Source organism: Paenibacillus cymbidii (genome assembly GCF_004764705.1).
In the GTDB taxonomy this organism is placed as follows: domain Bacteria; phylum Bacillota; class Bacilli; order Paenibacillales; family NBRC-103111; genus Paenibacillus_AN; species Paenibacillus_AN cymbidii.
This window is the reverse complement of the sequence record NZ_SHLX01000018.1, coordinates 25,991-51,019: the sequence shown is the minus strand read 5'-3', so window position 1 is coordinate 51,019 and position 25,029 is coordinate 25,991. Positions and strand designations below refer to the sequence as shown.

The following is a 25,029-nucleotide window of genomic DNA, read 5'->3' as shown; positions in this document are numbered from 1 at the left end:
GTGCAAAAAAGCGCAGCCTCGGAAGAAAGGACGGTGAGTGCTATTGAAACGGTCGAAACAAACGATTTTCCTCAATTTTCTCGTTTCCTATATCATCATTTTTATGATCCCGCTTTTCATTTTAGGTTTTTTCGTCTACAACCACTTTGTGTCCGCTTTGCAGCAGGAGGTGGAGCGGAGCAATCAGAATATGCTTGTCCATAGCAAGGACAATCTGGACAAGACGATGCGGCAGATGAAGGAGATTGCGATTCAAATTTCGAACAACCCGGAGCTGACCCCCTATGCGCTAGGCAATAATCCGTATCAAGCCATGCTCGCCAAAAACATGCTGAATTATTCTGTCGTGCAAGATTTTATCCGCGAAGTGCTGCTGTATGTCAGGGGCAGGGATATGCTTTATTCCGCATTCAGCACGTACGAGCTGGATCGCTTTCATAAGGATATTTACCCTTACAAGAATTGGCCGCTGGAACAAATGAGGCAGGATTTGAACAGGCTGTCGGAGCCATTGCTCAGACCGGCCGAGGAACTTGCGGGGAAAGACCCTTCGGCCTCTCGTTTGCTTACCTATATGATCCCGATTCCCGTGAACAGTGTGAAGCCGTATGGAACGGCCGTTTTTATCATCGACGAACAATCGATTCAAACCATGCTGGGCACGCTGGAGCAAGGAAGCAAAGGGTTTACGTCCATTTACGACGAACGCGGTCAATTGATTACAACCACCGGCAAAGCGGCGGTTGCCGGATCGATCGATCCTGGCGTATACGTGCAGCCCGGCGACTCCGGGTTTCGCACCATCCAAGTGAAGCACGAGGGAAGCGAGTACCTGATATCTATCGTTACATCCGATTATACCGGCTGGACCTATTGCACGGTCGTTCCTCTCCAGCAGGTAATGTCGGCTGTAACCGGTGCCAAGAACAGAGCGTTGGCCGGATTGACTTTTGTGATCGTCTGCGGAATTGTCGTCATCTATATGATCATGCATGTGAATTACAACCCGCTGCGCAAGATCATTCACGCCGTGGAAGGATACGCGGGCAAAGGAATCCGCAATTTCAGCGAGATGCGGCAGGGCATTGCGATGCTCGCTGAATCGAACGATATGCTAGCGATGGAGGTCAATCAAAGCAGGCCTGCCGTCAGGCAATATTTTCTGTTCCAAGTATTGAAGGGCGGATTCTCCAGTCGAGAGGAATTTGTCAGGCAAGCGGAAGTGGTTGGAGTCGGAATAGCCGCGGAGCGCTGCTCCTTCTGCGTCGTTGCGATTCTGACGCCGGACGGCGTTTTGCCGGATCCCGAGGAGCAGCGAAGGCTGCTGGAAGAACTGGACGATCATATGCATCAGGTTTTCCGCGGGTATCGTGTGCAAGCCCCGATGGAAAATAGGCGGGTTTATCTTTTGTTCATGGACGGAGAAGATGACGTTGCGGTTGACCGACTCGAACAGATGCAGCGGATGCTTTATGATCAGTATGAGCGGGAGATTACAGTCGGAGTCGGCGGAGTCTGCCGCGAACCGGATGCAGTCGGCAAATCATATTTGGAGGCTTCTACGGCTATCGACTACAGGTTGATCAAGGGGACCCACCAAATTATTTATTACCGTGACGTTTCTTCGGAACAGGACCTGTCGGAATGGTATCCGAAACGGGAATTGGAAACGTTTGAGCTGGTGGTTCGACAGGGAGAGCAAGAGAGAATCAAGCAGGTATTGAACGATGTTCTGCATCAGATCGAAGGGAAACGAATTTCGCTGCATACGGCGCGCTGCATTTGTTATGAAATGGTTGGCATCGTGATTCGGCTGGCATATGGGGCCAAACCCAAATCAGCCGATCATGAGGTTCCGGATGTGCTCGGCTTGATGAAGTACAACACGATTCAGGAGCTTGCGGATATGGTTGTCGGCGTCTGCTTTGCTCTATCCCGGGAAGAGTCCCAGAGCGAAGAGGAGCATGTGCGGATTCGAAACGAATTGCTTGCTTTCGTGGAGTCGAACTACGGCGATTGGAATTTTTCCGCACAAACGATGGCCGACCGTTTCGGCCTGTCCGCTTCTTACATGAAACGTTACTTCAAAGAATATACCGGTCGTACGATGACCGAGGTGTTGAACGAGGTGCGTATGGAGGAAGCAAAACGGCTGCTCAAGGAAGAAGAGACGCCGCTCAAAACGATTATTCAGACGATCGGATACTACGACACCTCCAGTTTTATCCGCAAATTCAAACAGGAGACCCGACTGACGCCGGGCGAATACCGCAAGCTGCACCGAATGGAAAGGTGATCGTGACCGGCGGGCACTGGCCCGTGAATGCGCAAGAAGTGAAAAGGGTTGGGCAGAGTTCGCACTCTGCTCAACCCTTTATTATTGTTGTGGTGATTCATCCTCCTGGCGAATGTCACATTCGAAGCGGAGAAGATACGGCCAATCGGTTCGAGTATGCTGACACAAGCCCCATGCGATGCCGGGGCCGCTCCCTTCCCGATAATGATCCTCGCGGAAAGGCCCGGGAGCGGAAGGAGGAGCGATCGTTGCGATGACGTCAAACGAAAGTCCATCCGTGCTGATTTGCAGTGTATTGCCTTGCGGCCCGACCGGGGAAACGATCGCTGCGACCCCGTCGCCGTAAGGAAACACGCACACTTCATGACCGCTCGCAATGATCGGATTCAGCGTGTGTTTTACATACGGACCGGTCGGTCCATCGGCGATGGCCAGTCCGGTTTTCGTATCCGCGGGGCCGAAGCCTTTTTTCCGGCCTTTGTAATACAGCCAGTACTTCCCTTCCCGCACGATGAGACAAGCGTCGTCCACCCGATGGCTGTCGAAGTCGTCGGGATTGCAACTCGGTGTAATCAACGGATTGCCGGCGAACTTGTGCCAAGGGCCTTGCGGATGATCGGCAACGGCGACGCCGATTCCGGTAGGAGTTGCGTTCGAACCGCCGTTGTCATTCGTAAACGGCTTCGGCACCGCCGTATAAAACAAGTACCACTTGCCATCCGCAACAAGCGTCGTTGGCGTAAATACGCCGTTCTCATCCCAAGCCCCCGCTCCTCCTTTGGGAATCGCCTCTCCTCGTTCCGTCCATTCGTGCCCGTCCGGCGATGTGGCGTACCAGACGGAGGCGTGATAACCGGAACATCCCTTCTCCGTTCGCGAATACCAGGCATAGTACAGATTGTCGTGCAGAAGTACGGGGCTCGGATCTCTGCGGGTTACCCCTTCCTCGTAACCGATCGCGACGGTGTACGTAAATTCGGGTCGAATCGTTTGTGCTTCCATTCCCTGTTATGCTCCCTCCATGGCGATCTTCTTGCAAACCACGCCTTCATTATGATCGCGCTTTCAGGCAGCGTATATATGCGAGTCGAACTATGCATGTGCCGGAAGGATGATGGCGCCGATTCGCCCGTTTCGCATACGGATGGCACGATTCACCGATATCGCAGGGCACTGCCGTTCTGTATAGTGAAGCCAGGGCAGTCAGGAATGCGCTTACAAAAATGAACCAAGCTTTTCGGAGCAGGAAAGAAGGGAAGCGGCCAGCATGAGAAGCGGCATCGGCAAAAGAATCAAAAAGAATTATGAATTGTACTTGTTTATCTTCCCGACCTTATCTTACTTCATTCTGTTTCACTATGTACCGATGTACGGGGTGCAAATCGCATTCAAGAACTATCTCGCTTTCAAAGGCATTTCGGGAAGCCCTTGGACCGGATTCGACCATTTCGAACGATTTTTTCGATCCTACCAATTCGGCATCGTAATCAAAAACACACTCCTCATCAATGCCTACGAGCTGCTCGTGGCGTTCCCTATTCCGATCGTGCTGGCGCTGCTTATCAATCAGGTCGCAAACAAGCATTTTCGCAAACTGATCCAGACGGTTACGTATATGCCGCATTTCATTTCCGTGGTCGTCATTGCCGGTATGTTGTACTTGTTTCTTTCTCCGCGCCACGGACTAATCAATCAGCTTATCGTGTTTTTCGGCGGGGAACCTTATTTCTTCTTGGCCAGCCCGGAATGGTTTAAAACGATTTATGTATTTTCCGGCATCTGGCAAAATGCAGGCTGGGCTACGATCATTTATTTGGCCGCCCTGGCGGGGGTTAGTCCGGAGCTGCACGAAGCGGCGGTTATGGACGGGGCGACCAAGATGCAGCGGATCAGGCATATCGATCTGCCTTCGATTATGCCGACCGTCGTCATTTTGTTCATTCTCAATATTGGTCAGTTCATGAATGTCGGCTTCGAAAAAGTATATTTGATGCAAAATCAATTGAACCTGGACGCTTCGGAAGTGATCCAAACCTACGTCTACAAATCCGGTTTGCTTGGCGCGCAATACAGCTATTCGGCGGCTATCGGATTGTTTAATTCGATGATCAATTTTGTGCTGCTGCTCACGGTCAATAAAGCCGCCAAACGGTTGAATCAATCCAGTCTGTGGTAATGGGGGAAAGCACAAATGAAAGCAAACCGATCCGACCGATTGTTCGACGTCATGAACGCGGCGCTGATGATCTGCTTGATTTTACTGGTATTGTATCCGCTTTACTTTATCGTGATCGCGTCCTTCAGCAATCCCGATCAGGTCAATGCCGGCCATACATGGTTCTATCCGCGTGATATTACGTGGGAAGGATATACCCGCCTGTTTTCGTATTCCAGCTTGTGGCAAGGGTATGCCAACACGATTCTCTATACGATTGTGGGCACGGTGATTAACGTTTCCTTGACGTTGACGGCCGGATACGCGCTGTCCCGTCAGGACCTCGACGGCCGCAGGATCATCATGATGATCATCGCGTTTACGATGTTTTTTTCGGGTGGGCTGATTCCGACTTATTTGTTGGTAAAAAGCCTCGGCATGGTCAATACGGCGTGGGCGTTGTGGCTGCCGGGTGCGGTGTCCGCCTTCCATATCATCATTTCGCGAACCTTTTTCCAGACGACGATTCCACACGAGCTGCTGGAAGCGGCCGAGATGGACGGCTGCTCCAATACGCGCTTCTTCGGGCGCATCGTGCTGCCGCTCTCCATGCCGATTGTGGCCGTTATCGTTTTGTTTTGCGCCGTGTCGCATTGGAATTCCTATTTTCCGGCGTTGATTTACCTGCGCAACGAGAAGCTGTATCCACTGCAAATCATCCTCCGCGATATTCTGATCGCGAACGAATCGCAGTCCGATCTTGTCGGGGATATCGCCGATGTGGCGGCAAAAACGCGAATCGCCGATATGATGAAATTTGGCGTGATCATCGTATCGAGTTTGCCGGTGCTGATCTTGTATCCGTTCCTGCAGAAGTATTTTATGAAAGGTGTCATGATCGGTTCCTTGAAAGGGTAGCCGACTGGTACAATATAAGGAAAAGGGGTTTGAGCATGAGGAGATCAGGGGTAACTGCCATTCTTGTTGCCGCCATGGCCGTTGGCGCGATCGGCTGCAGCGGCGGGGGCACGTCGGACACAGCGGCCACCAATGGGCCGCAGGCTTCCGGCGTACCGCCGGCGACCGCGAAAGACAGGCAAATGGTCGGCAATATGTACACGACTGGGTTGCCGATCGTCAAGGACAAAGTGACGCTGAAAGGCGTGATGTCCAAAGCGTCGACACAAGCCAAATCGATCGAGCAATTGAAGGTGGTTCAGGACGCGGAGGCTCGTACGAATGTCAAAATCGCGTGGGAGCAAATTCCGGCGGCATCCTTTAAGGAGAAGAAAAACTTGATCCTGGCCAGCGGCGATTTACCCGACTTCTTCGCCGGCGGGCTGGAGGACGTGGATATTGCCACTTATGGCTCGCAAGGCATGCTCGTACCGCTTGAGCAACTGATCGACAAGTATGCGCCGAACGTCAAGAAGGTGCTGGAGGCCAGACCCGAGTACAAAAAAGGGGTAACGGCGTCGGATGGGCACATTTATACGCTGCCACTCGTGGAGGAACAGGAGTTTCTCAAGTTTTACGATGGACTGATGATCAATACCAAATGGCTTGCCAAGCTGAATCTGAAAATGCCGACCACGCCGGATGAGCTTGTGCAGGTGCTGAGGGCCTTTAAGGACAAGGATCCGAACGGCAATGGCAAACAGGATGAAATCCCGTACAGCTTCATTTACGGCATGGCGCCATACGGCATTTATTCGATGTTCGGCGCATTCGGACTTACGGACAATACGAATCATCTGGTCGTAAAAAATGGCAAGCTTGTCTTTACCGCCGTGCAGCCGGAGTATAAAGAAGCGGTCAAGTGGTATGCGCAATTGCACAAAGAAGGATTGATTGACAAGGAATCGCTTACCCAGGACGACAAAGTGTTTTTCTCGAAAGGAAGAGAAGGCATTCTCGGCGTATTCTCCGGCGTCAGCGAAAACAACATGATTGCGGAGAAAGATTTTGGCACTTATGCGGCCGTGCCGCCGCTCAAAGGTCCTTCGGGCGAACAAGTGTGGAGCCGTCAGTATCCCGGTTTCTCCAGGTCCGGGTTCGCCATTACGAAAGCCAACAAAAATCCGGAGATTACAATGCGCTGGATCGATGCGATGTATACGGATAAAATCGGCCTGGAATGGAGAATGGGTCCGATCGGCATCAATCTGAAGGAAAACGGTGACGGTTCCTTCGAATACATGGAAACGCCCCAAGGAATGGCGTACGGCGAATTCCGGCACAGCGAAGCGCCGGGTTCTGTTTCGCCGGTGGCTGTCCTGAGCGAAACGTTCAATAAATTGAAAATGCAAACGGCGCAGCAAATACGTCAAAACAGCTATCTCATCTACAAACCGTTCCTGGAAAAAGAGATTTATCCGATTGCGTTTTTCAGCATCGAGGATTTGACGCGAATTAATACGCTGAAAACCGATATTTACGGGCTGATCAACAAAAAACAAGCGGAATGGATTGCCAAAGGAACAATCGATGCCGAGTGGAACGACTATGTCAGCCAGTTGAACAAGATGGGGCTCGACGAAATGATGAAGCTGTATCAAAAGTATTACGACAAGAGCAAATAACCTGACACTAGACGCTTATTCAATACCCCGCACTTGGCAGAGTTTATGCAAGACGGAGTGACATTTACCCGAGTGGTCACTCCGTCCCCTCTCTGCGCTCCCGCGCAGGCCTGTCTCGCCTCAGATCAGGCGTATGATCGGGACGCCCGCATTGATCTTCATCGGTGCGGTCCCACGAACGCTTATTGGTAAGCGGAAGCAACATCTTTCAAGTAGAGACGGGAGATGAGGATGATGACAAGAAAGAAACGGAAGTCCGGCAAACTGGCGTTTGCCGCGTGTCTGGGATTGACAGGGGCTGCCCTGTGGGTGTCTAGCGGGGTCCATGCGGCAGCGCCGCCCGCCCCGAACGGCACCAGGCTGGAGGCGTTGGTGGAGGCCAATTATCCGGATTTTGACTTTGGCTTTATGCCCACACAGTTCGTGATCAACGATGACCCGGAGCCGTCTGATTATATCAGGGACATCGTCGAGTTGGACACGACGATGGTCGCGCTGCAGAACACGATGGACAGCATAGCGAACGAAGACGGCACTTACAACTGGACGAAGCCCGACCAATACCGCGATTATGCGCAGTCCATCGGGAAGAAGATGCATCAGTATCATCTTGTCTGGACCTCTGCGGTCCCCGGCTGGCTGAACACGTATTCCCCGACGGACGTCAACACGAGAATGAAGGATTTCATCAATGCGTTCATGACGCACTATAACGGCGATTACAGCGCATACAACGTCGTGAATGAAGCGATCTCGGATTCCGGGACCGCGATGTACAGGGATAATTTCTGGTGGCAAAAGCTGGGGGATGTCTATGTGGAGACCGCCTTCCGCGAGGCGTCCGCTGCGCGGGCCGCAAATGGCGAGACCGATCTCAAGCTGTATTACAACGACTTCAACACGGAGAAGATGGGCCCGAAGTCGGACAAAATGTACAATATGGCCGCAGACTTCCTGTCCCGGGGCGTACCGCTCGACGGGATCGGGTTCCAACTGCACGTCAAGGGAGCCAGCGTGCAAAGCATTGGCGAAAACATGGATCGATTCGGCGCGCTCGGGCTCGAGATGAAGGGGACGGAGCTGGACATCCCGATCGACTCGGCAACGGCTGTCAAGAATGAAGCGGATCAGGCGGCCGCCTACAAGAACTTGCTGGATCTGTTTTTGGATCACCCCCAATCGAAAGGGCTGCTCATTTGGGGCGTGACCGATGGCAGAAGCTGGCTGGGCGCGAATTCCAAACCGCTCCTGTTTGATTACGGCCTGTATCCGAAGGAAGCCTACTACGCCTTGCAGCAGCGTCTCGCCCATGAGCCGGATCATGCGGGCGTGATCGAAGCGGAGCACCTGGAGCTGAAGGGAAGCTCGGATACGGTCGCAGTCGTCGATACGGGAGCGGCGAGCGGCGGCCAGCTCAAGCGAGCCGATCTGGATGAGGTCGACGACTACGTGTCCTACAAAGTCTATGTCAACACGCCGGGAACCTATCCCGTGAAAGTGACGGGACTGACCGGTTCGAACCGTGGCCAGTACCAACTGTCCATCAACGGGACGAACGTCGGGACGGCGGATCTCTACAGTGCGACGTCTGCGGCCGTGGAGACCAACCTCGGCAATTACACCTTCGGCACCAAGGGAACCTATACGTTTACATTTAAGGTAACGGGCAAAAGCGCGAGCAGCACGGGCTACATCCTGTCCTACGACAAATTCAAGCTGGACGGTCTCGCAACCTTCGAGGCGGAGGATGTCACTGCAGATACGAGCGAGAACAACACGACCGTCTTTGACACGCGAGCGTCAAACGGCATGTACATCCGCTCCAACTCGAACAGCGCCGGCGATCATGTGAGCTACACCATCCACGTGCCGACTGCGGGCACGTATGCGCTCCAGGTCACGGGGATCACGGGAGCGGATCGGGGCAAATATCAGCTGTCGGTCAACGGAACGAATGTGGGCAGCGAAATCGATCTGTACGGTACCGCCTGGCAGACGCGGGTCGATTCGGTAGGCAGCTACAACTTTAGCGCACCAGGCGACTACATCGTCAAGCTTCAGGTGACGGGCAAGCATGCAAGCAGCAGCGGCTTCGCCCTCACCTTTGACAGCATCAAGTTGAACGGCTTCACCTCCCCGGCAGCGACGGGAGCTCCTCCTCTACCGACTGCGGATGTAGTCGGAACCATCGGCGACGGCTGGCTGACCGCCAATGTAGAGCAATGGGATACGATCTATCCGAACGTGTATGCCGAGAGCGGCGGCACGTATGCGATCGACTCCTCTCGCGTGGAGCTGGGGGTCCGGTATCAAGGGTTCGATGCCCATGCTTATGTGGCCAAGACACTTACAGGCGACGGAGAAATCGTAGCCAAGGTGGAATCGCTCGGGGGCACCGGCATTGGCGGCAGGGCAGCGTTGCTCATGCGGGAAAGCTTGTATCCGCAGTCCAAAAACGCTATTGTGTTCACGAACAGCTTCTTGTCGGACGCCACCTTCAATACTCGGACGGAAGACGGGGATGTTTTGCCGAAACCTACAAATGTCCTTACCGGTATAGTCGCTCCTTATTGGCTGAAGCTGACCCGCACGGGCAATACGTTTGCCGGCTATGTCTCAAGCGACGGAGTGGCGTGGACGCAGGCCGGGGCGAACCAGACGGTCAACGTGACCTCTACCGTGTACATGGGGATGAGCGTATCCGCCATCAATCAGGTCGGACAGGGGCAGTTCTCCAATGTGGAGCTGCGGCAGTTTACGGACGATGCCCAACTGACCACCTTGACTTACGGGCATGCCGGCGGCGGCAGCGGCGCCTGGTCGCATGTCACCCGGAACGAGTCGTACGGCAAGACGATCTCCTACAGCAGCACCGCGGGCAATTATGTGCGCTACGCCTTCAACGGCAAATCGGTTCAGGCTTATGTGCAAAAAGGAGCGGGCGCGGGTCAGTTTGATGTGTACGTCGACGGGGCGTATGAGACGACGATTGACGGCTACAATGCCACGGCGCTGAATCAAGTGAAGGTATTTGAGAAAACATGGGCCTCCAGCGGCCCACATACGATCGAGCTGCGCAACAAGGGAACCAAAAATGCGGCAGCCACAAACTATTGGCTGAACATGGACTACTTTAAGATTAGTAAATAAGCAGCGAGACGGTCTCGAACAGGAACAAAAGAACCTTCAAAACCACGATAACCGTGGGGTTGAAGGTTCTTTTGTCGGCCAGTTCCGGAGCGGAAGGGAGCGGTCGTGGAGGTGTGAGGCTCTCCCTCACAGGCCTCGCGATTTCCAATTAAATTTGACTGAGTGTTCCTTCCTTAATAAAATATAGATAGGAGATAATTGAAAGGAGTATCTAGATATGCCAACAACCCTGTAATGGTTCTTTCAATGCGCAAGACTGATTTCCTGTCAATTTATTTACAGGATCAGTCTGCTTATTTGGACCTTTACAAGGGATGCGTGTCTAATGCGTGGTATAAAAGGAATCGATTATCTCCCTTACCCCTGTTGATGCAGCTCCCTCCGATTAAAAAGGAGGAATCCACTCTCATGTCTGATTTAACCCAACCTTTCGAAATTTCTACGTTCCATTTGAAATCAATTGTCCGCCAAATGCTTTGTAACGACAAATTGTCGCTTTCCGACTGGTCTTATTACAAACTTACATATAGTGTAATTAGTGCCAACTATATTAAAGATAATTCGTACAGTGATTGATATCAGTATACTGTAATGAACCCAGGATTTGAAAATCCTGCAAGTTGGAACTACTGGAGAAGAGAATACCTTTTCTATACTTCTAATACTATAATAGACAGCTTTTTTAATAATCATTTTGATTTGGTTGTTCCGAAATGTTTTGATGCTGTAGAAAAAGATAGCGACACTATTTGGATATGGCTGGAGGATCTGAGCGATATTGCAGGTCCGGATTGGCCACTATCATGGTTCCTTCCAAGGAAGAATGATTAAAGAAAAAAGGAATCATTCAGAACCATGGTTTACTCAAGAATGGTTAAGATCAAAAGTATTGGAAAATACCGATGGAATGCCCATTATTTTTGATGAAAACGTCTGGAAGGTGGATTTGGTTCTTGAGACGGTACCGACACAAATTAAAGACTCGGCGCGATTAATTTGGAAAAATCGCGAAAAACTATTGAGACTCTTAGATGGAATGTCCAAAACGGTTTGTCATTTTGATATATGGCCACCAAACCTTTTTGCACGCTCAGGTCCAAGCGGACAGGAACAAACGATCATCATTGATTGGTCCAGTGTAGGATGGGGGGTTCCTGGTGAAGACATTGGAAATCTGATCCCCGATTCGATTTTAAGCCCAAATCAAATACGTGTAAGCGATCTGGAACAATTTGAACAGGTAGTTATAGCAGGATATCTGCGTGGTTTACAGGAGTCTGATTGGGAAGGAGATAAAGATTCCGTTTTTGTAGCCTATGTGATTACTACTTTTCTTGCGTGGGGATTACCTTTATTAAAATGGATTCTAGAAATCTCTTCGGATAAAGAAAAATACGAAGAACTGTCAAAGAGATGGGGATTGCTCATACAGGAAATTATTTCTCTACGAGTTATTGTAATCAAATACTTCCTGATCAATGGAATGCGGGTTCTCGATTCCATTTAACACTATTTGTATTTGACATAAAGATAAAGAGATAAGTTTTTTGAGAAGATTCCTTCACAGTTAAGTATCATTAGGCCTATGATCAAACAAGAACATAGGCCGAACCAAGTCCGTGTAAACTGCGGGCTTTTTTTGTTTATCGGATTTCTACGTACTGTTTACGGCAGTATCGTTATAATCAATTACTACCCTCGATTTTGCGTTATAGATACAATATATTGTAAATTAAGTATCTCCATCAGATTTGGAGTTGAGTATATGTCAATTCGCAAAAAAGGATCAAGAAGGATCGTTGTCGGTGAAGAGTCTTACAGATTATATGCGAAAAATCATATATAACGAAGGGTGATACGGCCAATTCCAGCGATTATATGCGAAATTTCATACATAACTTGCGATTTTAGCCTCATTTTCGAAATTATATGCGAAAAATCATCTATAATCTCTGCTCTCTGCATCCATCCGTTCTCGCCAATCGATCCACAGTTAATCGACAGCCTCTAAAGATGGCTTATTACGCCAGTCCCTTGTTGTTCCGCCGAGGTTGCGTGCCTGCGATCCGTTTGAGCTGCCGAGGCACGCCCGGTATAGAAGCTCATCACTGAGGCAGGCTGTAACTTCGGCGATCCGTCCATTCTATAAGTAAGCAGGTGGTAACGTGACATCCGTAAATTATAAGATCCTTGAACGCACTCCATCTGTGGCGGAACATCAATATCTATGGGAGTCTGTCGGATGGGGCAGTATCGATACAGGGAGGTCGAAGGGCTCACTGGACAACTCTCTTTATGGGGTTGTCGTCACCGTTAATGATGAACCGGTAGGAATGGGACGTATTGTCGGCGACGATTGGATGTATTTTTATTTCCAGGATGTAGCTGTACTCCCTTCTTATCAAGGTCTAGGAATCGGAAAAGAAATCCTGAACTATTTGCTGGCTTATATCGAGAAGCGCTGTTCTGGTGGTGGGGTTGCCTTTGTCGGACTGTTTGCATCGGAGGGGAAAGCTTTTTACGAGAAGTTTGGTTTCAGGAATCATTCCCCGCATATGACAGGGATGTTTAGCTTGCTCGAAAAATAGGTTCTCCGGGAAAGAAGGGGTTGTCGTTATTCGGGCAGCCACGAAATGCGCTTGCATAGTGGAGTGGGTTGCTCAACGGTTATCGGTTCGGATGACTCCGTGGGTCTTCTCGAATTCTTCAATATGCTGCTCAATCAAATATTCGATTTGCATGGCGATGGAACGTTTATTTTTATCGGCAATGAATTTGATTTTATCAAAATTGGACTCTTCGAGACGTAAGGTAAAGACCCGTTTATTGGTCGCCATAAGCTGAACTCCTTCAAAGTGATGTCAATAGTATATCACTATGCTTGGAGTATGAGGAGAAGGAACTCGCCCAATTGGTATTATCGATCGAGATAATGTATAAACAAGGCTTGATCGATGGCTGGTATCTTGCACGCAGATTCTCCAATTGAATCAAGAACAAAACCACGCCCCGTCATGTCAGCATGAGCGGGGCGTTGCGCGTTACATCTCCATCTTGCCCATATCGCCTTGGGGCATGGCGACCATCATGGCGCCGCCGTCTTCGCCGGATTCTTTGGCCGGGGAGAGGATCACCGGCGTGCCGAATTTCGGCAAGGAGAAGGGCAGGTGCGTGCGGCCGCGCGCGAGCACTTGCCGCTCGTTCGTGCCGCCCCAAGGCACCCAGGAGCGAGCGTTGCAGTAATGGGTAACATAGGAGCGGCGGTACCGGTCCGCGGTGCGGTTGGCATACGAGCGGTGCAGCAGATGCGAGTGGAAGAACAGCACGTCGCCGGGCTCAAGCACGACAGGGACGGCAGGTCCGTATTTGGCCGCAACCGGCGACAAATTGTTGATTTCGTCGTTCATATGGCTCGCATTCTCGACCGTAAACAGCCCGTCGATGACCGTTTCGGTCGCATGGACGAAATGGCCGCGCGAATGGGGCGGGTAAACCGGCTCATGATGCGAGCCCGGCGCCACCCAGAGGCAGCCGTTCTCTTCATCGGCCCGATCTAGCGCAATCCAGGCGCCGATCAGCGAATCGGGCTGGGTCTGGATGTAGAACGAGTCCTGGTGCCAGCCTTGGCCGCCTTTGCCCGGCGGGTTGAAGAACATCATCGACTGCAGCGCCAGCACGTCCGGGCCGATCAGCGCTTCCAGCACGTCGAGCAGCCGCGGGTGCAGCAGCCCCCACTCGGCCGTCGCATTCTCGAAATGCGGCTGGTGCAGCCGCGCGGAAGAGAGCCGCTCCGGCTTCTTCTCGCCCTGCCACGAATGATCGGCATGCAAATGATCGAGGCTCTTGTCGGCCCCGGTATAAATCCCGTCGGTCCATGCCCGAAGGCGGTTCGTGTCGTCCGCAGAGAGCAGCCCTCTGGCGATTAGAAACCCGTCCCGGCGATACGAAACATATTCGTCAATGCTAACGGAGTAACGCTCTACCTTGTCCTGTGTTGATGCTTCCATCGTATCCCCACTCCTTCACGATCGCTTGCCATATATAGCTCCATTGTGCAGCAACGAACCAGCTGGTACAATGTACGCAATCGGAAAAAAGATGGACGAATTTGATCTTCATTCGGGCGGCAGATCGTGAAACACGACGTAATGATTGAGCGGGTAAAACAGCTCCCACTCCCCAGGAGGAGCCAGCTCGCGCATGCGGATGTCGGTGAACTTGCTCCGGTACATGGCCGCGGTCATCCCCATGACCCGCCGGAACAGCCGGTGAAAGTAGTACTCGTCGGCAAACCCGAGGCGATGGGCGATCTGCTTGACGCTGTCCGTGCGCTGCAGCAGGTGCTGGGCGGCAAGATCGATGCGGCGCTTCGAGATCCACGCTTTCGGCGAATGGCCGACATGACGTTGAAACGTGCGGCTGAAATGTTCGTGCGACCAGCCCGACGTTCGGGCGAGCGCTTCGACGTCGATCGGACCGTCCGCATGGCGTTCGATGTATTGCAGCGCCTCGGCGATCTGTCCGGGCATCTGGACCGCGGCGCCGTCGTTTCCAGTGGCGGATAGAGCGGCTTCCATCTCTTCCAGCACGGTGAGCACGATCGTTTCGGCGAAGGAGTGCCAGCGCGCCGGCCGCTTATGGCACAAAAACAGCAGCTGCTTCATCAGCACCGGGACGAGCGAATGCTCTTGCAGCCGGACGAGCGGGGTGCCGGAAGCAAGCGCGGGGTATCGTCGTTCGAACAGCCATTCGGCAAAGTCGAAATGAAGGAAAAGATGACGAGTCGGCTGCAGCGGGTCGAAGCGGTAAGCATGCGGCTCGAAGGGGCGGGTGAGCAGCACGCAAGGCTGCTGCAGGGAATGCGTCTCTTCCTCCAGCGTATACTCCGTATCGGTGCTCTTCGGAAAATAGACCAACTCGTAGTCCTTGAGCCGGCGAACGCCGAGACGTTGTCCGGCCTTCACCGTCACGTCGGCGGCCGTATGAAACTCCAGAAATGCGGAACTAGCGGCAGTCACAGTCAACAACCTCCCGTCGTTGGCCCCTCGAATTCTCTTGCTTATCGTATCATTGAAAGCCGTGATTGTGTTCATCGCGGCGACACATTTTCCGCCAATAGACGCATGGAACCTGGATCGGAATCGTGATAGAATAAACCCGTTTGAACGTTCTTTCTGAAAAAAAGAGCCTTTCGAATCAATATATCGTGAAAATTTTTCATAGGCATACTACATCTTGTGATCGATTTGGACGTGTGCTATAATTTTCAATAACTTCACAATTCGTTTCGCAAGGTACTGCACGGCAGTTTAATAGGGAAGCTAGTGATAATCTAGCGCTGTCCCCGCAACTGTATCGCTGACGAACGTTCACATCCACTGTGCCGATGCATGGGAAGGGAACGCGAGGAGGAAGCGAAGCCAGGAGACCTGCCTAAGCGAAGCGACGAACCATTTCTCCGGGGACTGGGAAATGAAACGATATCGTACGGAGCCCGTTTTGCAGCAGCGTTTCTTGGTTAAGAAACAGTTGCCTGCCGGGGTCGGATGGTGCATGTCGTTTTGCAGCAGCGCCCTTGGGATGAGGGCGTTTTTTCGTATGCCCAAGACTAACACATGAGGAGAATCATTATGAAACTGTATACAAAAACGGTATGCCCCAAGTGCATGTGGATCAAATCCGAGATCGCGCGAACCGATCTGGCGATTGAAATTATCAATATCGATCACGACGAGGCAGCCCGCGAAAGGCTGATCGAGGTTGGCATGCTCAGCTTGCCGGTCATGGAAGCGGACGGCGAGTTCATCCACGATCCGAACGAGATGATGAAGCGAGTGGAGCAGCTAACCGTATGATCGCTTACGCGAGTCGAACCGGCAATGTTCGATTTATCATTTCGCGGCTGCAGCTTCCGGCAGTCGAAATCGAAGAAGGCCGCACGATCGGGGAACCGTTCCTGTTGTTTACCTATACGGACAATTTGGGCGAAATTCCGCCTCGCGTGAAGGCATTTATGGCGGGCAGCGGCACGTATTGCCGGGGCGTGATCGTGAGCGGCAACAGCAATTTCGGCCACCGGCTGTTCGGGGCGGCTGGAGACGCCATCGCGCGGCAATGGCAAATTCCGCTCGTGCGCAAAATCGATATGAGGGGCTTCGCCGATGATTACGAAGCGATCCGGAGCTATTACGAGCAATGTTTCCGAAAGGAGCTAGTCGGGTGAAGTCGTATTTGAAGCTGAACAACGAAGTGCTGAACCAGTACAGCCGTACGGGAAAGCTGGATCTGGCCAAGGATAAGGAAGCGACGCGGCGTTATTTTCTGGAGCACATCAACGCCAAGCTGCGTTATTTCATCGATACGCAAGAGAAGATTCGTTATCTGGTAGACGAAGGCTACTATGAGTCCGCCTTCCTGGAGAAGTACGAGATTTCGTTCATTGAAAGGCTCTACGAAAAGGCGTATGCCTATAAATTCCGCTTCCCTTCCTTCATGAGCGCAAGCAAATTTTATGAAAGCTATGCGATGAAAAGCCGGAACGGCGAAGAAATTCTCGAGAAATACGAGGACCGCATCGTCATTACGGCGTTGTATTTGGCGCAAGGGGACGAACGGCTGGCGGAGAGCGCGGTGGAAGCGATGATGTCGGCTTACCAGCCGGCGACGCCAACCGCCCTGAACAGCGGCAAAAAAGCCCGCGGAGAGCTTGTCAGCTGCTTCAAGCTGACGATGGACGATTCGATGAGCAGCATTGCCGAGAATATCGGCTATTGTTTGGAGCTGTCCCGCCTGGGCGGCGGCGTCGGGGTCAACGTCACCGATCTCAGACCGCTCGGCGACCCGATCAAAGGCATTCTCAATCGCGCCAGCGGCGTGATGCCGGTCGCAAAGCTGCTGGAGAACTCTTTTTCCTACTCGAACCAATTGGGTCAACGCAACGGCTCCGGCGTTATTTATTTGAACATTTTCCATGCCGACATCGAAAACTTCATTTCGGCCAAGAAGCCGAATGCTGACGATAAAATCAGACTCTCCACCTTGTCCACCGGCATCATCGTGCCGCACATTTTCTTCGAGCTGATGAAGCGGGACAAGGATATGGTGCTGTTCAGCCCGTACGACATTTACAACGAATACGGCAAGCGGATGTCCGAAATCAGTATCAGCGACATGTATTACGAGCTGCTCGACAACCCGAATATTCGCAAAATCAAACGGATCAACGCGCGGAAATTGTATACGGAAGTGAAGAAAGCCCAGTTCGAATCGGGCTATCCGTTCGAGGTGTTCGACGATCACGTGAACGCGAAGCATCCGCTGCGCAATTTGGGCCGGGTGAAGATGTCCAACCTGTGTACGGAAATTTTGCAAGTGCAGGAAACGAGCATCATCAACGACTTCGGGACGGAAAACGAATACGGGCTGGACGTGTCCTGCAACCTGGGTTCGATCGATATTCACAACGCCGTGCGGGTAAACGATTTCGAGCAGCTGGTCGATACGGCGATGCGGCTGCTGACGAACGTTTCGCTGATGACCGATATCCGCAACGTGCCGTCGGTTACGAAAGCGAACCGCTGCATGCATTCCGTCGGCCTCGGCCTGATGAACCTTCACGGACACCTCGTTTCCCAAGGCATTCTGTACGGCTCGGAGGAGTCGGTTGCCTTTATCGACGCGTTCATGGAGGCGGTCAATTATTATTCGCTCTTGGCGTCCATGCGGATTGCGCGGGAGAGAGGGGAAACGTTCCACGGCTTCGCGGAAAGCGATTATGCGACGGGCGTTTATTTTGACTCGTACGTGAACAAAGCAGCTGCGGACTTGCCGCAGGCTGTACGGACAGCGCTCGGGAACGTACCGTCCATCACGCCGGAGATGTGGGCCGAGCTGAAGGAGCAGGTCATGGAGCACGGGTTGTTCAACGCGTATCGCCTGGCGATTGCGCCGACCGGAAGCATCTCGTACATCCGCAACAGTACGGCTTCGGTTTCGCCCTGCACGGAGAAAGTGGAAATTCGCGATTACGCCGACAGCCGGACGATCTATCCGATGCCATTCCTGAGCAACGACAATATGGCCTTGTACAAGGAAGCTTACGAGATCGATCAATACCGCATGATCGATCTGTACGCCGCGGCACAGCGGCATATCGACCAGGGGATCTCGATGACGCTGTATGTCACCGACCAATGGACGACGGAGCAGCTGGCCCGCCTGTATATTTACGCCTGGATGAAAGGCATCAAGACGGTGTATTATGTGCGGCAGCGCCTGCAGACGATTGAGGAGTGTGTTTCATGCTCGGTATAAAAGCGTTTGAAGCGGTCAACTGGAACCGCAATCAGCACGAGTTGACCAAGGTGTTCTGGGATCAGCAGTGGAAGCAGATCTGGTTTCCGGAAGAAATCGCCGTCAGCAAGGACATCAAGCAGTGGCAGGATTTCGTCCACCAGGATACATACAAGAAGGTGCTCGGCGGGCTGACGCTGCTCGATACCATTCAGACGAATATCGGCATGAACGAAATTGCCCGTTACGAGCCGAATTTGCAGGAGAAGGCGCTTTATACGGTGTTCGCTTCTTTCGAGGCGATTCACGCCAAGTCGTATTCGTATATTTTCACGACCTTGTGTACGAACAGCGAAATCGACCAGATTTTCGACTGGGTCAAACGCAACGAGTACCTGCAGTATAAAGCGAAACGAATCAGCGACGTGTATCAGGCGATCGAAGAGGGGGACGAAGTTTCCCTGTGGAAAGCGATGTTCGCCTCGGTCATGCTGGAATCGTTCCTGTTCTACTCCGGCTTCTTCTTCCCGCTGTACCTCGGCGGACAAGGCACGCTGCGGAACAGCGCGGAAGTGATTTCGCTCATCCTGCGCGACGAATCGATTCACGGCGTGGCGATCGGCTATTTTGCCCAGCAGCGGTTCAAGCAGTTTACGGCGGAGCAGAGAGAACAGCTGACGGTGTGGGGCTACGAGTTTCTGCTCGACCTGTACCATAACGAGATGAGCTACACGAACGATCTGTACGCGGAGACGGGATTAAGCCCCGACGTCAAAAACTATGTCCGCTACAACGCCAACAAAGCGCTGATGAACATCGGCTTCGAAGTCATGTTCCCCGACGAGGAAGTGAATCCGATCGTCATGAACGGCATCCGGAACGAAGGGTCGACGTACGATTTCTTTTCCCAGAAGGGTTCGACCTACGCGGTGGCCAAGGTGGCGCCGATCACGGACGACACGTTTCGGTTTTAGCACATCGACATATACTTGACGGGAACGGAGCTTCGCCGGATGGCGGGCTCCGTTCTTTTGTTTAACCCAAGCCGAACCCGAAGTTAAGCTTCAATCTGCGATCAATCTGGTCCATCAGAACATCCAGATTCGTATGCTTGTCCATTTTCTCGACGTGGATAAGCTTGTCTACGTTCAGGATCTTGGTTTCGCCGGCTTGTTTGCCGCCGGCAACAGCGCCGATCTGAGGAGCGAACGGTTTCAGGCGATCCACCAGCGAACCGGAAAGATTGACGGCTGCGAGAATATTGCGGAAGTTATCGGCGCTGAGCACGTATTCTTTCTTATGGAGAACCGCCCATTTGCCGCCTTCAAAATCGCCGGTGTACCCTCCTGTATCCATATAGGCAGGATCGCTGCCGACATTCGCGTTCCGGTCGCGGATTTGCTGCGCATAGCGGTGCGCCGCTTCCGCACTGGCCGTATTGCCCGCTTTCGTGTATTCGTCATACTTCTTTTTGGCGTAAGCGATTTGTGATCTTGCGTATTCATCGTCGTACGATGCCAAATACAGCTTGGCCTGCCAGTCCTCCTGGAAGCCCATGTTCTGCATGATCAATCGTATTCGCTGCTCCGGATTGTCCTGAAGCAGCTTCTGATAGTCGTCTCCCGTGGCGCCGCCGCCGAACCCGACACCGCTCTGCGCCTGATTCGCAGCCGCTACGGCTGTCCCTCGCGCGGTCTGCTCGTTGGCCGTGAAGCCGCTCGCCGTTTGACCCAATTGGTTTAACAGCTTCGTGCCGCTGTCCGCAAGCGGATCGGTCATTTCCTTCTTGATGCTGCTGCCGATCTCGGCAATGACGGATTTAATGCTCCCGCTCAAACTATCAAAGATCGCCGTTACATTTTGCGTATGTCCGGCGAACACATCTTCACTAAGTTTCGTCCATATTTTTTCGTCGTTCAGCGTGGCGTCCAGCTTGTCCTGGATCGCTTTGTGCTTCTCATCCTCGGCGGATTTGGCGTCGTTGACTTCCTTCTCCTTGGCGGCCAAGCGGTCCTGCAAATTGAGCTTGACCACGTCGCGGCTGCGCTGACGCTCGAATTTGGCGATATCGTCGTTCATTTGATCCAGCTGTTGCTGAAGCTCCCGCTTCTCCGCCTTGGCCCCGATCCCGTCGTTCAACGACAGAAGCGCGATTCGTCCGATGAGCGTTTCCCGTTCCTTGAGCTTGGCGGTGCGCTCATCTCCGTAATTTTGGGCGTCATCCTGCCTGTCCATGGCTTCCAGCTCTTGATTGACCGATTGCTCGAAGCGTTCCATCTCCCGATCGAGCTGGTTCATTCGTTCTTCGTGACGCTTCTTCTCCAGATCGGTCAATTGCTCGTACAGTTCCTTGTATTGCTTCTTGACCGACTCCAGGCCGTTCTTCGTTTCGTCGACCCATCGGCCGTGGGATGCGGCGATCCGCTTGTTCGATTCTTCCGCCGCCTTGGCCATCTCTCCCTGAACGCGGGCGATCTCCTTCTCCGCTTCGGTTCGTTCGTCAGAGCCCGCTTCATACCGCTCCTGAACCCGTTTCCAGGCCGCCAGCTCTTCATCCAGCGAAAGCAGCTTCAGCTTCTTCTGTTCTTCGATCCAATGCTTCGAGAAGGCAAAGCTGCTTTCCTGAATCTGCTCATTGGCGCTGACCGCAGCGCTCTCGTAATCCCACCAGGCGCGGGAAAGCTCGGCCAGTTTGGTTTCGTTCTGCTCAAGCTGCTGCAACAGTTTGTTGCGCTGCTCCTGGTCCAATTGTTCGATGTCGAGCCGCTGCCGAATGCCGGCAATTTCGCCGCGAAGCCGATCCGCCTCGTTATGGGCCAACTCCTGTTTTTGCCGCTGAATATCGATCGTCTTCTGCTGCTGATCCCGATAGTCCTGCGAGGTTTTGTCGTACTTCGCAAGCAGCGACTCCGATTCCTTCAGCTGCGTATCCAGGTCGCGCATGGCGCGGGCGTACTCGTCGATCACATACGGATCGACCGGAGCCGAAACCGACCGGTTCGAGCCGCCCGGCGAATCGAGCGTCGGCTTCGGCAGCGGTTTGTTCAACGCTTCCCGCTGCACCTTCAACTCCGCCATTCGCTGTGCCTGCTCGTCCAACGCCTTCTGATCCGATTCCGAAAAAATGTCGCTGCCCATTCCAGTGCCGTCCGGCAGCATATAGCCGATCGTGTTGAAGTAGGCTTCGTAAAGTTTCCGTTTGTTTTCCAGCGACTGCCAAAGTGCGGTGCTGCTCTTCAGTTCATTGTCGACCTCAAGCAGCGCCTGTTCCCGCTGCGCTTCGGCAACCTGCTGCACAATCACGCCTTTTTGCAGCGTAAGATCGTTCGTTTCGTTGATGTATTTGGCGATTTCCGGATAGGTTTGGATCAATTGAATCAACGTTTCGCTCGACAACGATTCTCCCTTGTTCAGCACCTGATAGGCGTTGCCGAGCTGATCCATGCCGCTTTTCCATCGAACGAGCAGATCGGTCTGCTCCTTGAGCGGACCAAGGCCCGCTTTGATGATCGCAATCGACTGCTGCGCGGTGAAGCCTGCGTTCAGCAGCGTTTCGCCCTGGCTTTTCCAGGCATTGCGATTGTCGCCGATCGTCGCATTGAGCTGCTGAAGCACTGCAATCTGATTCGGCGCAAGCTGAAGCAATTGCTCGGATGAGAATGCGGACCCGACATCGCCGAGCTGGTTGCGAAGCGTTATGAGCCTTGCGCTGACTTTATCGATGTTGTCCGATACGTAGGAGAACCTCTTGTTAAACTCCTGCTGATCCGACGCCGTTTTCAGGACGCTGGCTTGCAGCTGCACCTGCTCCTGGATGTATCGCTTATCCGCCTCCGTCAGCTCGCCAACGATACCGCTATGTCTGATGTACGCTTCCGAATTCGCGATAATTGCCTTATTGACCTCTTCGTACCCTTGGGCGATCTCATGTTGATTCGTTTCCAATTTCTTTTCGGCATCGCGGACATATTGGTTCTTTTGCAATTCGGATAAAGGGAAGGCTCTGCCGTTTACAAAGAAAACATCATTCTTTTTGGCTTGTTTGACGTCGTCTTCAAGCTCTTTTGTTTTTCCTTCATTGCCGGTGATGGTTTTATACAGTTTGTCGCGGGCTATGTATGCTTTATCCAGCGTCTCGCGATCTTGAAAATCGCGAAGCTGCTTCAAATGCTCCAGCTCCAGTTTAATACTGTCGACCGTTTTGAGCCGGGCATTGCCTTGCGCGTCTATATAGCTCGTGACGGATGGCATCAGCTTGATAAACTGGTTCTGTACCTCAAGCAGTTGCTTCTGCTGCTCGGAAGCTAGCATGCCCGATGCGGAAAGTTCGGCATACCGGTTGACGAGCGTTTGGAGCTGAGCGCCGTTGTTCGTATACGATTTGATCGCGGCAGCTTCCTTTGCTTCCGCTTCGCGCAATTTGGCGAAATGGCCGATCAATTGTTCGACGCCGAAGTTGACAACCGCGAATGCGGCTCCAACCCCCGTAGCGGCCAGTCCGGACATGCCGATCTTTAGCAGCGAACTGGCAGTGCCGGCTTTACCCAGATTTTGCGCCAGTTTCCCCGCGTTCTCCGCTTGTTCGCCGATTTGCTTGGTTGCATTGGCATCGACTTCAGGCTTCGGAGGCTCGAATCTTTTTTTCACGCTCTCGACAGCCAGCCCGGTTGTTGCCTTCTCCAGTTCGCTCCAGTTTTTCTTCACAACTTCCTGAAGCGATTTTGTCAGATCCTGAAACCATCCGCTGTCTTTTTTGCCCCCGCCTCCGCCCCCTCCCGCGTCAAGTTGAACGGTAAGTTGCAATCCGGCAAGCTTGCCGGACAATTGTTTGATTTGCTCATTCAAGTTGGCGATCGCCCGCGGACTCGTATCAATGGCCGTCTCGACAAGCAGCTTTAATGGTTCGTTTGCCACTTTGACTTCCTCCCTTATATGCGCGCAACGCGGCTTTCTCATTTTGGTCCAAACCGCGGCGTCTGCAAGATGGAAACGCCGCCGTTTGGAACAAAATAGTTCGTCAAGCCGGCAGATCCTGACCCGCAGCAGCATCCGGGGCGGCCTGCGCTTGCGATAATGCCGCGATAATTTCGTTAAATGCGGGCACCTCGTGCCCCTTCAGCTCGATGCGCCCCAGAAAAACAAGCAAATTCTGCAGCTCCTTGTCCGATAAACGGTAAATGTTCATTCGGCTTGCCCTCCTTGATGCGGCACGTCCGCGGATTGGTTGCCAATTGTTTCGACAAGCGCTTGCATTCCTGCGACCAGTTCGGCCGACAGCTTCAGCAATTCCTGTCTATCGAAGGCTTGTTCCCCATTGCCGAACAATTCATTAAGCACGCCGGTGTCATACAGCGCATTCGAAACGGAGATCAGTTGCTCCAGGTTGTCGATTGGCGGCAGCTCAATCGATGTGAAATGCTTGACGATGAGCGCATAGAGCAGGTAGAAGGATTCGCTCGTCGTTTCGCGGTCGGAGGAGTTTGTCCATTGCGGGTCGGCAAGCAGGAGCAAGAACGCTTGCATTAACCGCTGGATCTTGCGCTTGCGGAAGCGCATATCGATATATTCCTCATATTTGCCGAGCAGCAGCACTTTGCGGCGTTGATCGAGCGCTTCGTTCTGCCGGGTCAATTCGTCGGGTGTCAATCGTTTGGCGCGTGGCACGGGGATCGTTTCTCCTTTTTTTTCGTATCATGAAAGCCGGAGCGGAAGACAACTTCCGCTCCCGCAACGGGATGGCTTACGCTAGCAGCGTTTCGTCGTAGACGGTCATCGTCCACATATCGTTGCCGTTGATCGGTTTCAGGATATCGAGTTCGAGATCGAGCATCGTCGGATCGCCCGTGGAGGCCATGCTGAACTTGAAGGAGTCGAGCAGCTTGGCGTTGTTGATCACGATTTGCGCAGCGTAATCCTGCTTCGTATAAGCGTCGCGAACGAGGCAGTCGAGCACGACCTTGAACGAACCGGCAAACTTGTCCGACGAAACGGTGATCGTGCTGGCATCTTCATCCGTTTCCGTTTTGTAATAGGCAACCACTTTGGCGCCGTCGGCGATTTCGTCGGCGAAGAAGCCGAGCGTTTTGCCGGTAACGGTATATTTGCCCGAAGCTGCAGCCGAAGCCGTATAGGCAAGCTCCGACCCGTGCGTGCCGTCCGGGTTCAGCTTGTATACGCTGATCAGGCTGCCGGCTGCAGCCGGAGTGAACTTCAGCGCAGCCGCGTCGGAAGAAACGACGAGCTCGTCGCGTTGGTAAATATTCGCCGAAGCGATGGCGACGTTGTTCGAAGTGAGCATGGCGAGCGCCTCGTTCGTGATCAGCGCATCCTGCAGCTTCACCTTGCCTTCTCGGTTGGACGAGAAGCCGACGATTTTGGCATTGCCGCGGCCGCCGCGGGCGTAGACGGTCTCCGCGCTGTTCTCGAGCCCGGATGTTTTCAAATTTTGCAGCTGAACGCGGGCTTTGCCCGTTTGGATATCGTAAAAGGTAGCGAGCGCAACCTCGCGGACAGCGTACTGTTGTGGCGTTGTCATGAACAATCATCTCCTAATT

19 protein-coding genes and 1 riboswitch are annotated in these 25,029 nt (G+C 52.9%); of the genes, 11 read left to right on the top strand and 8 right to left on the bottom strand.

From position 1 onward, the window contains the following. Positions 1-43 precede the first annotated feature (43 nt). On the top strand, positions 44-2,296 hold the full coding sequence (locus EXY20_RS23335) for a helix-turn-helix domain-containing protein (protein WP_135554534.1): 2,253 nt from the start codon (positions 44-46) through the stop codon (positions 2,294-2,296). An 81-nt stretch (positions 2,297-2,377) separates the two neighbouring features. Here the strand turns inward: EXY20_RS23335 and EXY20_RS23330 are convergent, their stop codons facing one another. After that, positions 2,378-3,298, bottom strand: coding sequence for a family 43 glycosylhydrolase (locus EXY20_RS23330; protein ID WP_135554533.1), 921 nt, complete (start codon positions 3,296-3,298; stop codon positions 2,378-2,380). A 265-nt stretch (positions 3,299-3,563) separates the two neighbouring features. On the opposite strand from EXY20_RS23330, the gene EXY20_RS39540 reads away from it, so the two are divergent. The 6 genes from EXY20_RS39540 to EXY20_RS23295 all read left to right on the top strand — a co-directional run bounded on the left by EXY20_RS39540 (position 3,564) and on the right by EXY20_RS23295 (position 12,771). Then, entirely contained in the window at positions 3,564-4,472 is a 909-nt protein-coding gene (locus EXY20_RS39540) for an ABC transporter permease (protein ID WP_135554532.1), read from the top strand. Positions 4,473-4,487: 15 nt separating this feature from the next. Next, entirely contained in the window at positions 4,488-5,369 is an 882-nt protein-coding gene (locus EXY20_RS39535; RefSeq protein WP_135554531.1) for a carbohydrate ABC transporter permease, read from the top strand. 35 nt (positions 5,370-5,404) lie between these two features. Further along, positions 5,405-7,033, top strand: a complete 1,629-nt coding sequence (locus EXY20_RS23315; RefSeq protein WP_135554530.1) for an extracellular solute-binding protein — start codon at positions 5,405-5,407, stop codon at positions 7,031-7,033. 234 nt (positions 7,034-7,267) lie between these two features. After that, positions 7,268-10,183 carry an endo-1,4-beta-xylanase gene (locus EXY20_RS23305; protein WP_167859458.1) on the top strand — a complete coding sequence of 972 codons (2,916 nt, stop codon included), beginning with the start codon at positions 7,268-7,270 and terminating at the stop codon, positions 10,181-10,183. 778 nt (positions 10,184-10,961) lie between these two features. After that, positions 10,962-11,690, top strand: a complete 729-nt coding sequence (locus EXY20_RS23300) for a phosphotransferase family protein (protein WP_167859457.1) — start codon at positions 10,962-10,964, stop codon at positions 11,688-11,690. Positions 11,691-12,348: 658 nt separating this feature from the next. Further along, on the top strand, positions 12,349-12,771 hold the full coding sequence (locus tag EXY20_RS23295; RefSeq protein WP_135554526.1) for a GNAT family N-acetyltransferase: 423 nt from the start codon (positions 12,349-12,351) through the stop codon (positions 12,769-12,771). A 72-nt stretch (positions 12,772-12,843) separates the two neighbouring features. On the opposite strand, the gene EXY20_RS23290 is transcribed toward EXY20_RS23295, so the two are convergent. The 3 genes from EXY20_RS23290 to EXY20_RS23280 all read right to left on the bottom strand — a co-directional run bounded on the left by EXY20_RS23290 (position 12,844) and on the right by EXY20_RS23280 (position 15,201). Beyond that, positions 12,844-13,020 (bottom strand): Arc family DNA-binding protein, encoded by a 177-nt coding sequence (locus EXY20_RS23290; protein ID WP_135554525.1) that lies wholly within the window; start codon positions 13,018-13,020, stop codon positions 12,844-12,846. A gap of 204 nt (positions 13,021-13,224) precedes the next feature. Next, positions 13,225-14,190: a phytanoyl-CoA dioxygenase family protein gene (locus tag EXY20_RS23285; RefSeq protein WP_135554524.1), complete on the bottom strand. Its 966-nt coding sequence runs from the start codon at positions 14,188-14,190 to the stop codon at positions 13,225-13,227. A 108-nt stretch (positions 14,191-14,298) separates the two neighbouring features. Beyond that, positions 14,299-15,201 (bottom strand): AraC family transcriptional regulator, encoded by a 903-nt coding sequence (locus EXY20_RS23280; protein ID WP_167859456.1) that lies wholly within the window; start codon positions 15,199-15,201, stop codon positions 14,299-14,301. 257 nt (positions 15,202-15,458) lie between these two features. After that, positions 15,459-15,635, top strand: a riboswitch (cobalamin riboswitch). A 178-nt stretch (positions 15,636-15,813) separates the two neighbouring features. On the opposite strand from EXY20_RS23280, the gene EXY20_RS23275 reads away from it, so the two are divergent. The 4 genes from EXY20_RS23275 to nrdF are packed head-to-tail and all read left to right on the top strand — an operon-like array spanning position 15,814 to position 19,449. Continuing rightward, positions 15,814-16,038, top strand: a complete 225-nt coding sequence (locus tag EXY20_RS23275; RefSeq protein ID WP_135554522.1) for a glutaredoxin family protein — start codon at positions 15,814-15,816, stop codon at positions 16,036-16,038. After that, positions 16,035-16,406, top strand: coding sequence for a ribonucleotide reductase stimulatory protein (locus EXY20_RS23270; RefSeq protein ID WP_135554521.1), 372 nt, complete (start codon positions 16,035-16,037; stop codon positions 16,404-16,406). The genes EXY20_RS23275 and EXY20_RS23270 overlap by 4 nt, the downstream gene beginning before the upstream one ends. Further along, entirely contained in the window at positions 16,403-18,496 is a 2,094-nt protein-coding gene (gene nrdE, locus EXY20_RS23265) for a class 1b ribonucleoside-diphosphate reductase subunit alpha (protein ID WP_135554520.1), read from the top strand. Before EXY20_RS23270 ends, nrdE begins: the two co-directional genes overlap by 4 nt. Beyond that, the gene (nrdF, locus tag EXY20_RS23260; RefSeq protein ID WP_135554519.1) at positions 18,484-19,449 is read left to right on the top strand and encodes a class 1b ribonucleoside-diphosphate reductase subunit beta; all 966 of its coding nucleotides are present in this window, start codon (positions 18,484-18,486) and stop codon (positions 19,447-19,449) included. Before nrdE ends, nrdF begins: the two co-directional genes overlap by 13 nt. 61 nt (positions 19,450-19,510) lie before the next feature. Here nrdF and EXY20_RS23255 read toward each other — a convergent pair whose 3' ends face one another. The 4 genes from EXY20_RS23255 to EXY20_RS23245 form a co-directional block, all read right to left on the bottom strand. After that, the gene (locus EXY20_RS23255) at positions 19,511-23,389 is read right to left on the bottom strand and encodes a coiled-coil domain-containing protein (protein WP_135554518.1); all 3,879 of its coding nucleotides are present in this window, start codon (positions 23,387-23,389) and stop codon (positions 19,511-19,513) included. Positions 23,390-23,492: 103 nt separating this feature from the next. After that, complete coding sequence (locus EXY20_RS39140; RefSeq protein ID WP_167859454.1) at positions 23,493-23,660, bottom strand: hypothetical protein; 168 nt, start codon at positions 23,658-23,660, stop codon at positions 23,493-23,495. After that, on the bottom strand, positions 23,657-24,139 hold the full coding sequence (locus tag EXY20_RS23250) for a hypothetical protein (RefSeq protein WP_135554517.1): 483 nt from the start codon (positions 24,137-24,139) through the stop codon (positions 23,657-23,659). Before EXY20_RS23250 ends, EXY20_RS39140 begins: the two co-directional genes overlap by 4 nt. 76 nt (positions 24,140-24,215) lie before the next feature. Further along, positions 24,216-25,010 carry a hypothetical protein gene (locus EXY20_RS23245; RefSeq protein ID WP_135554516.1) on the bottom strand — a complete coding sequence of 265 codons (795 nt, stop codon included), beginning with the start codon at positions 25,008-25,010 and terminating at the stop codon, positions 24,216-24,218. Between the last annotated feature and the right edge of the window lie 19 nt (positions 25,011-25,029).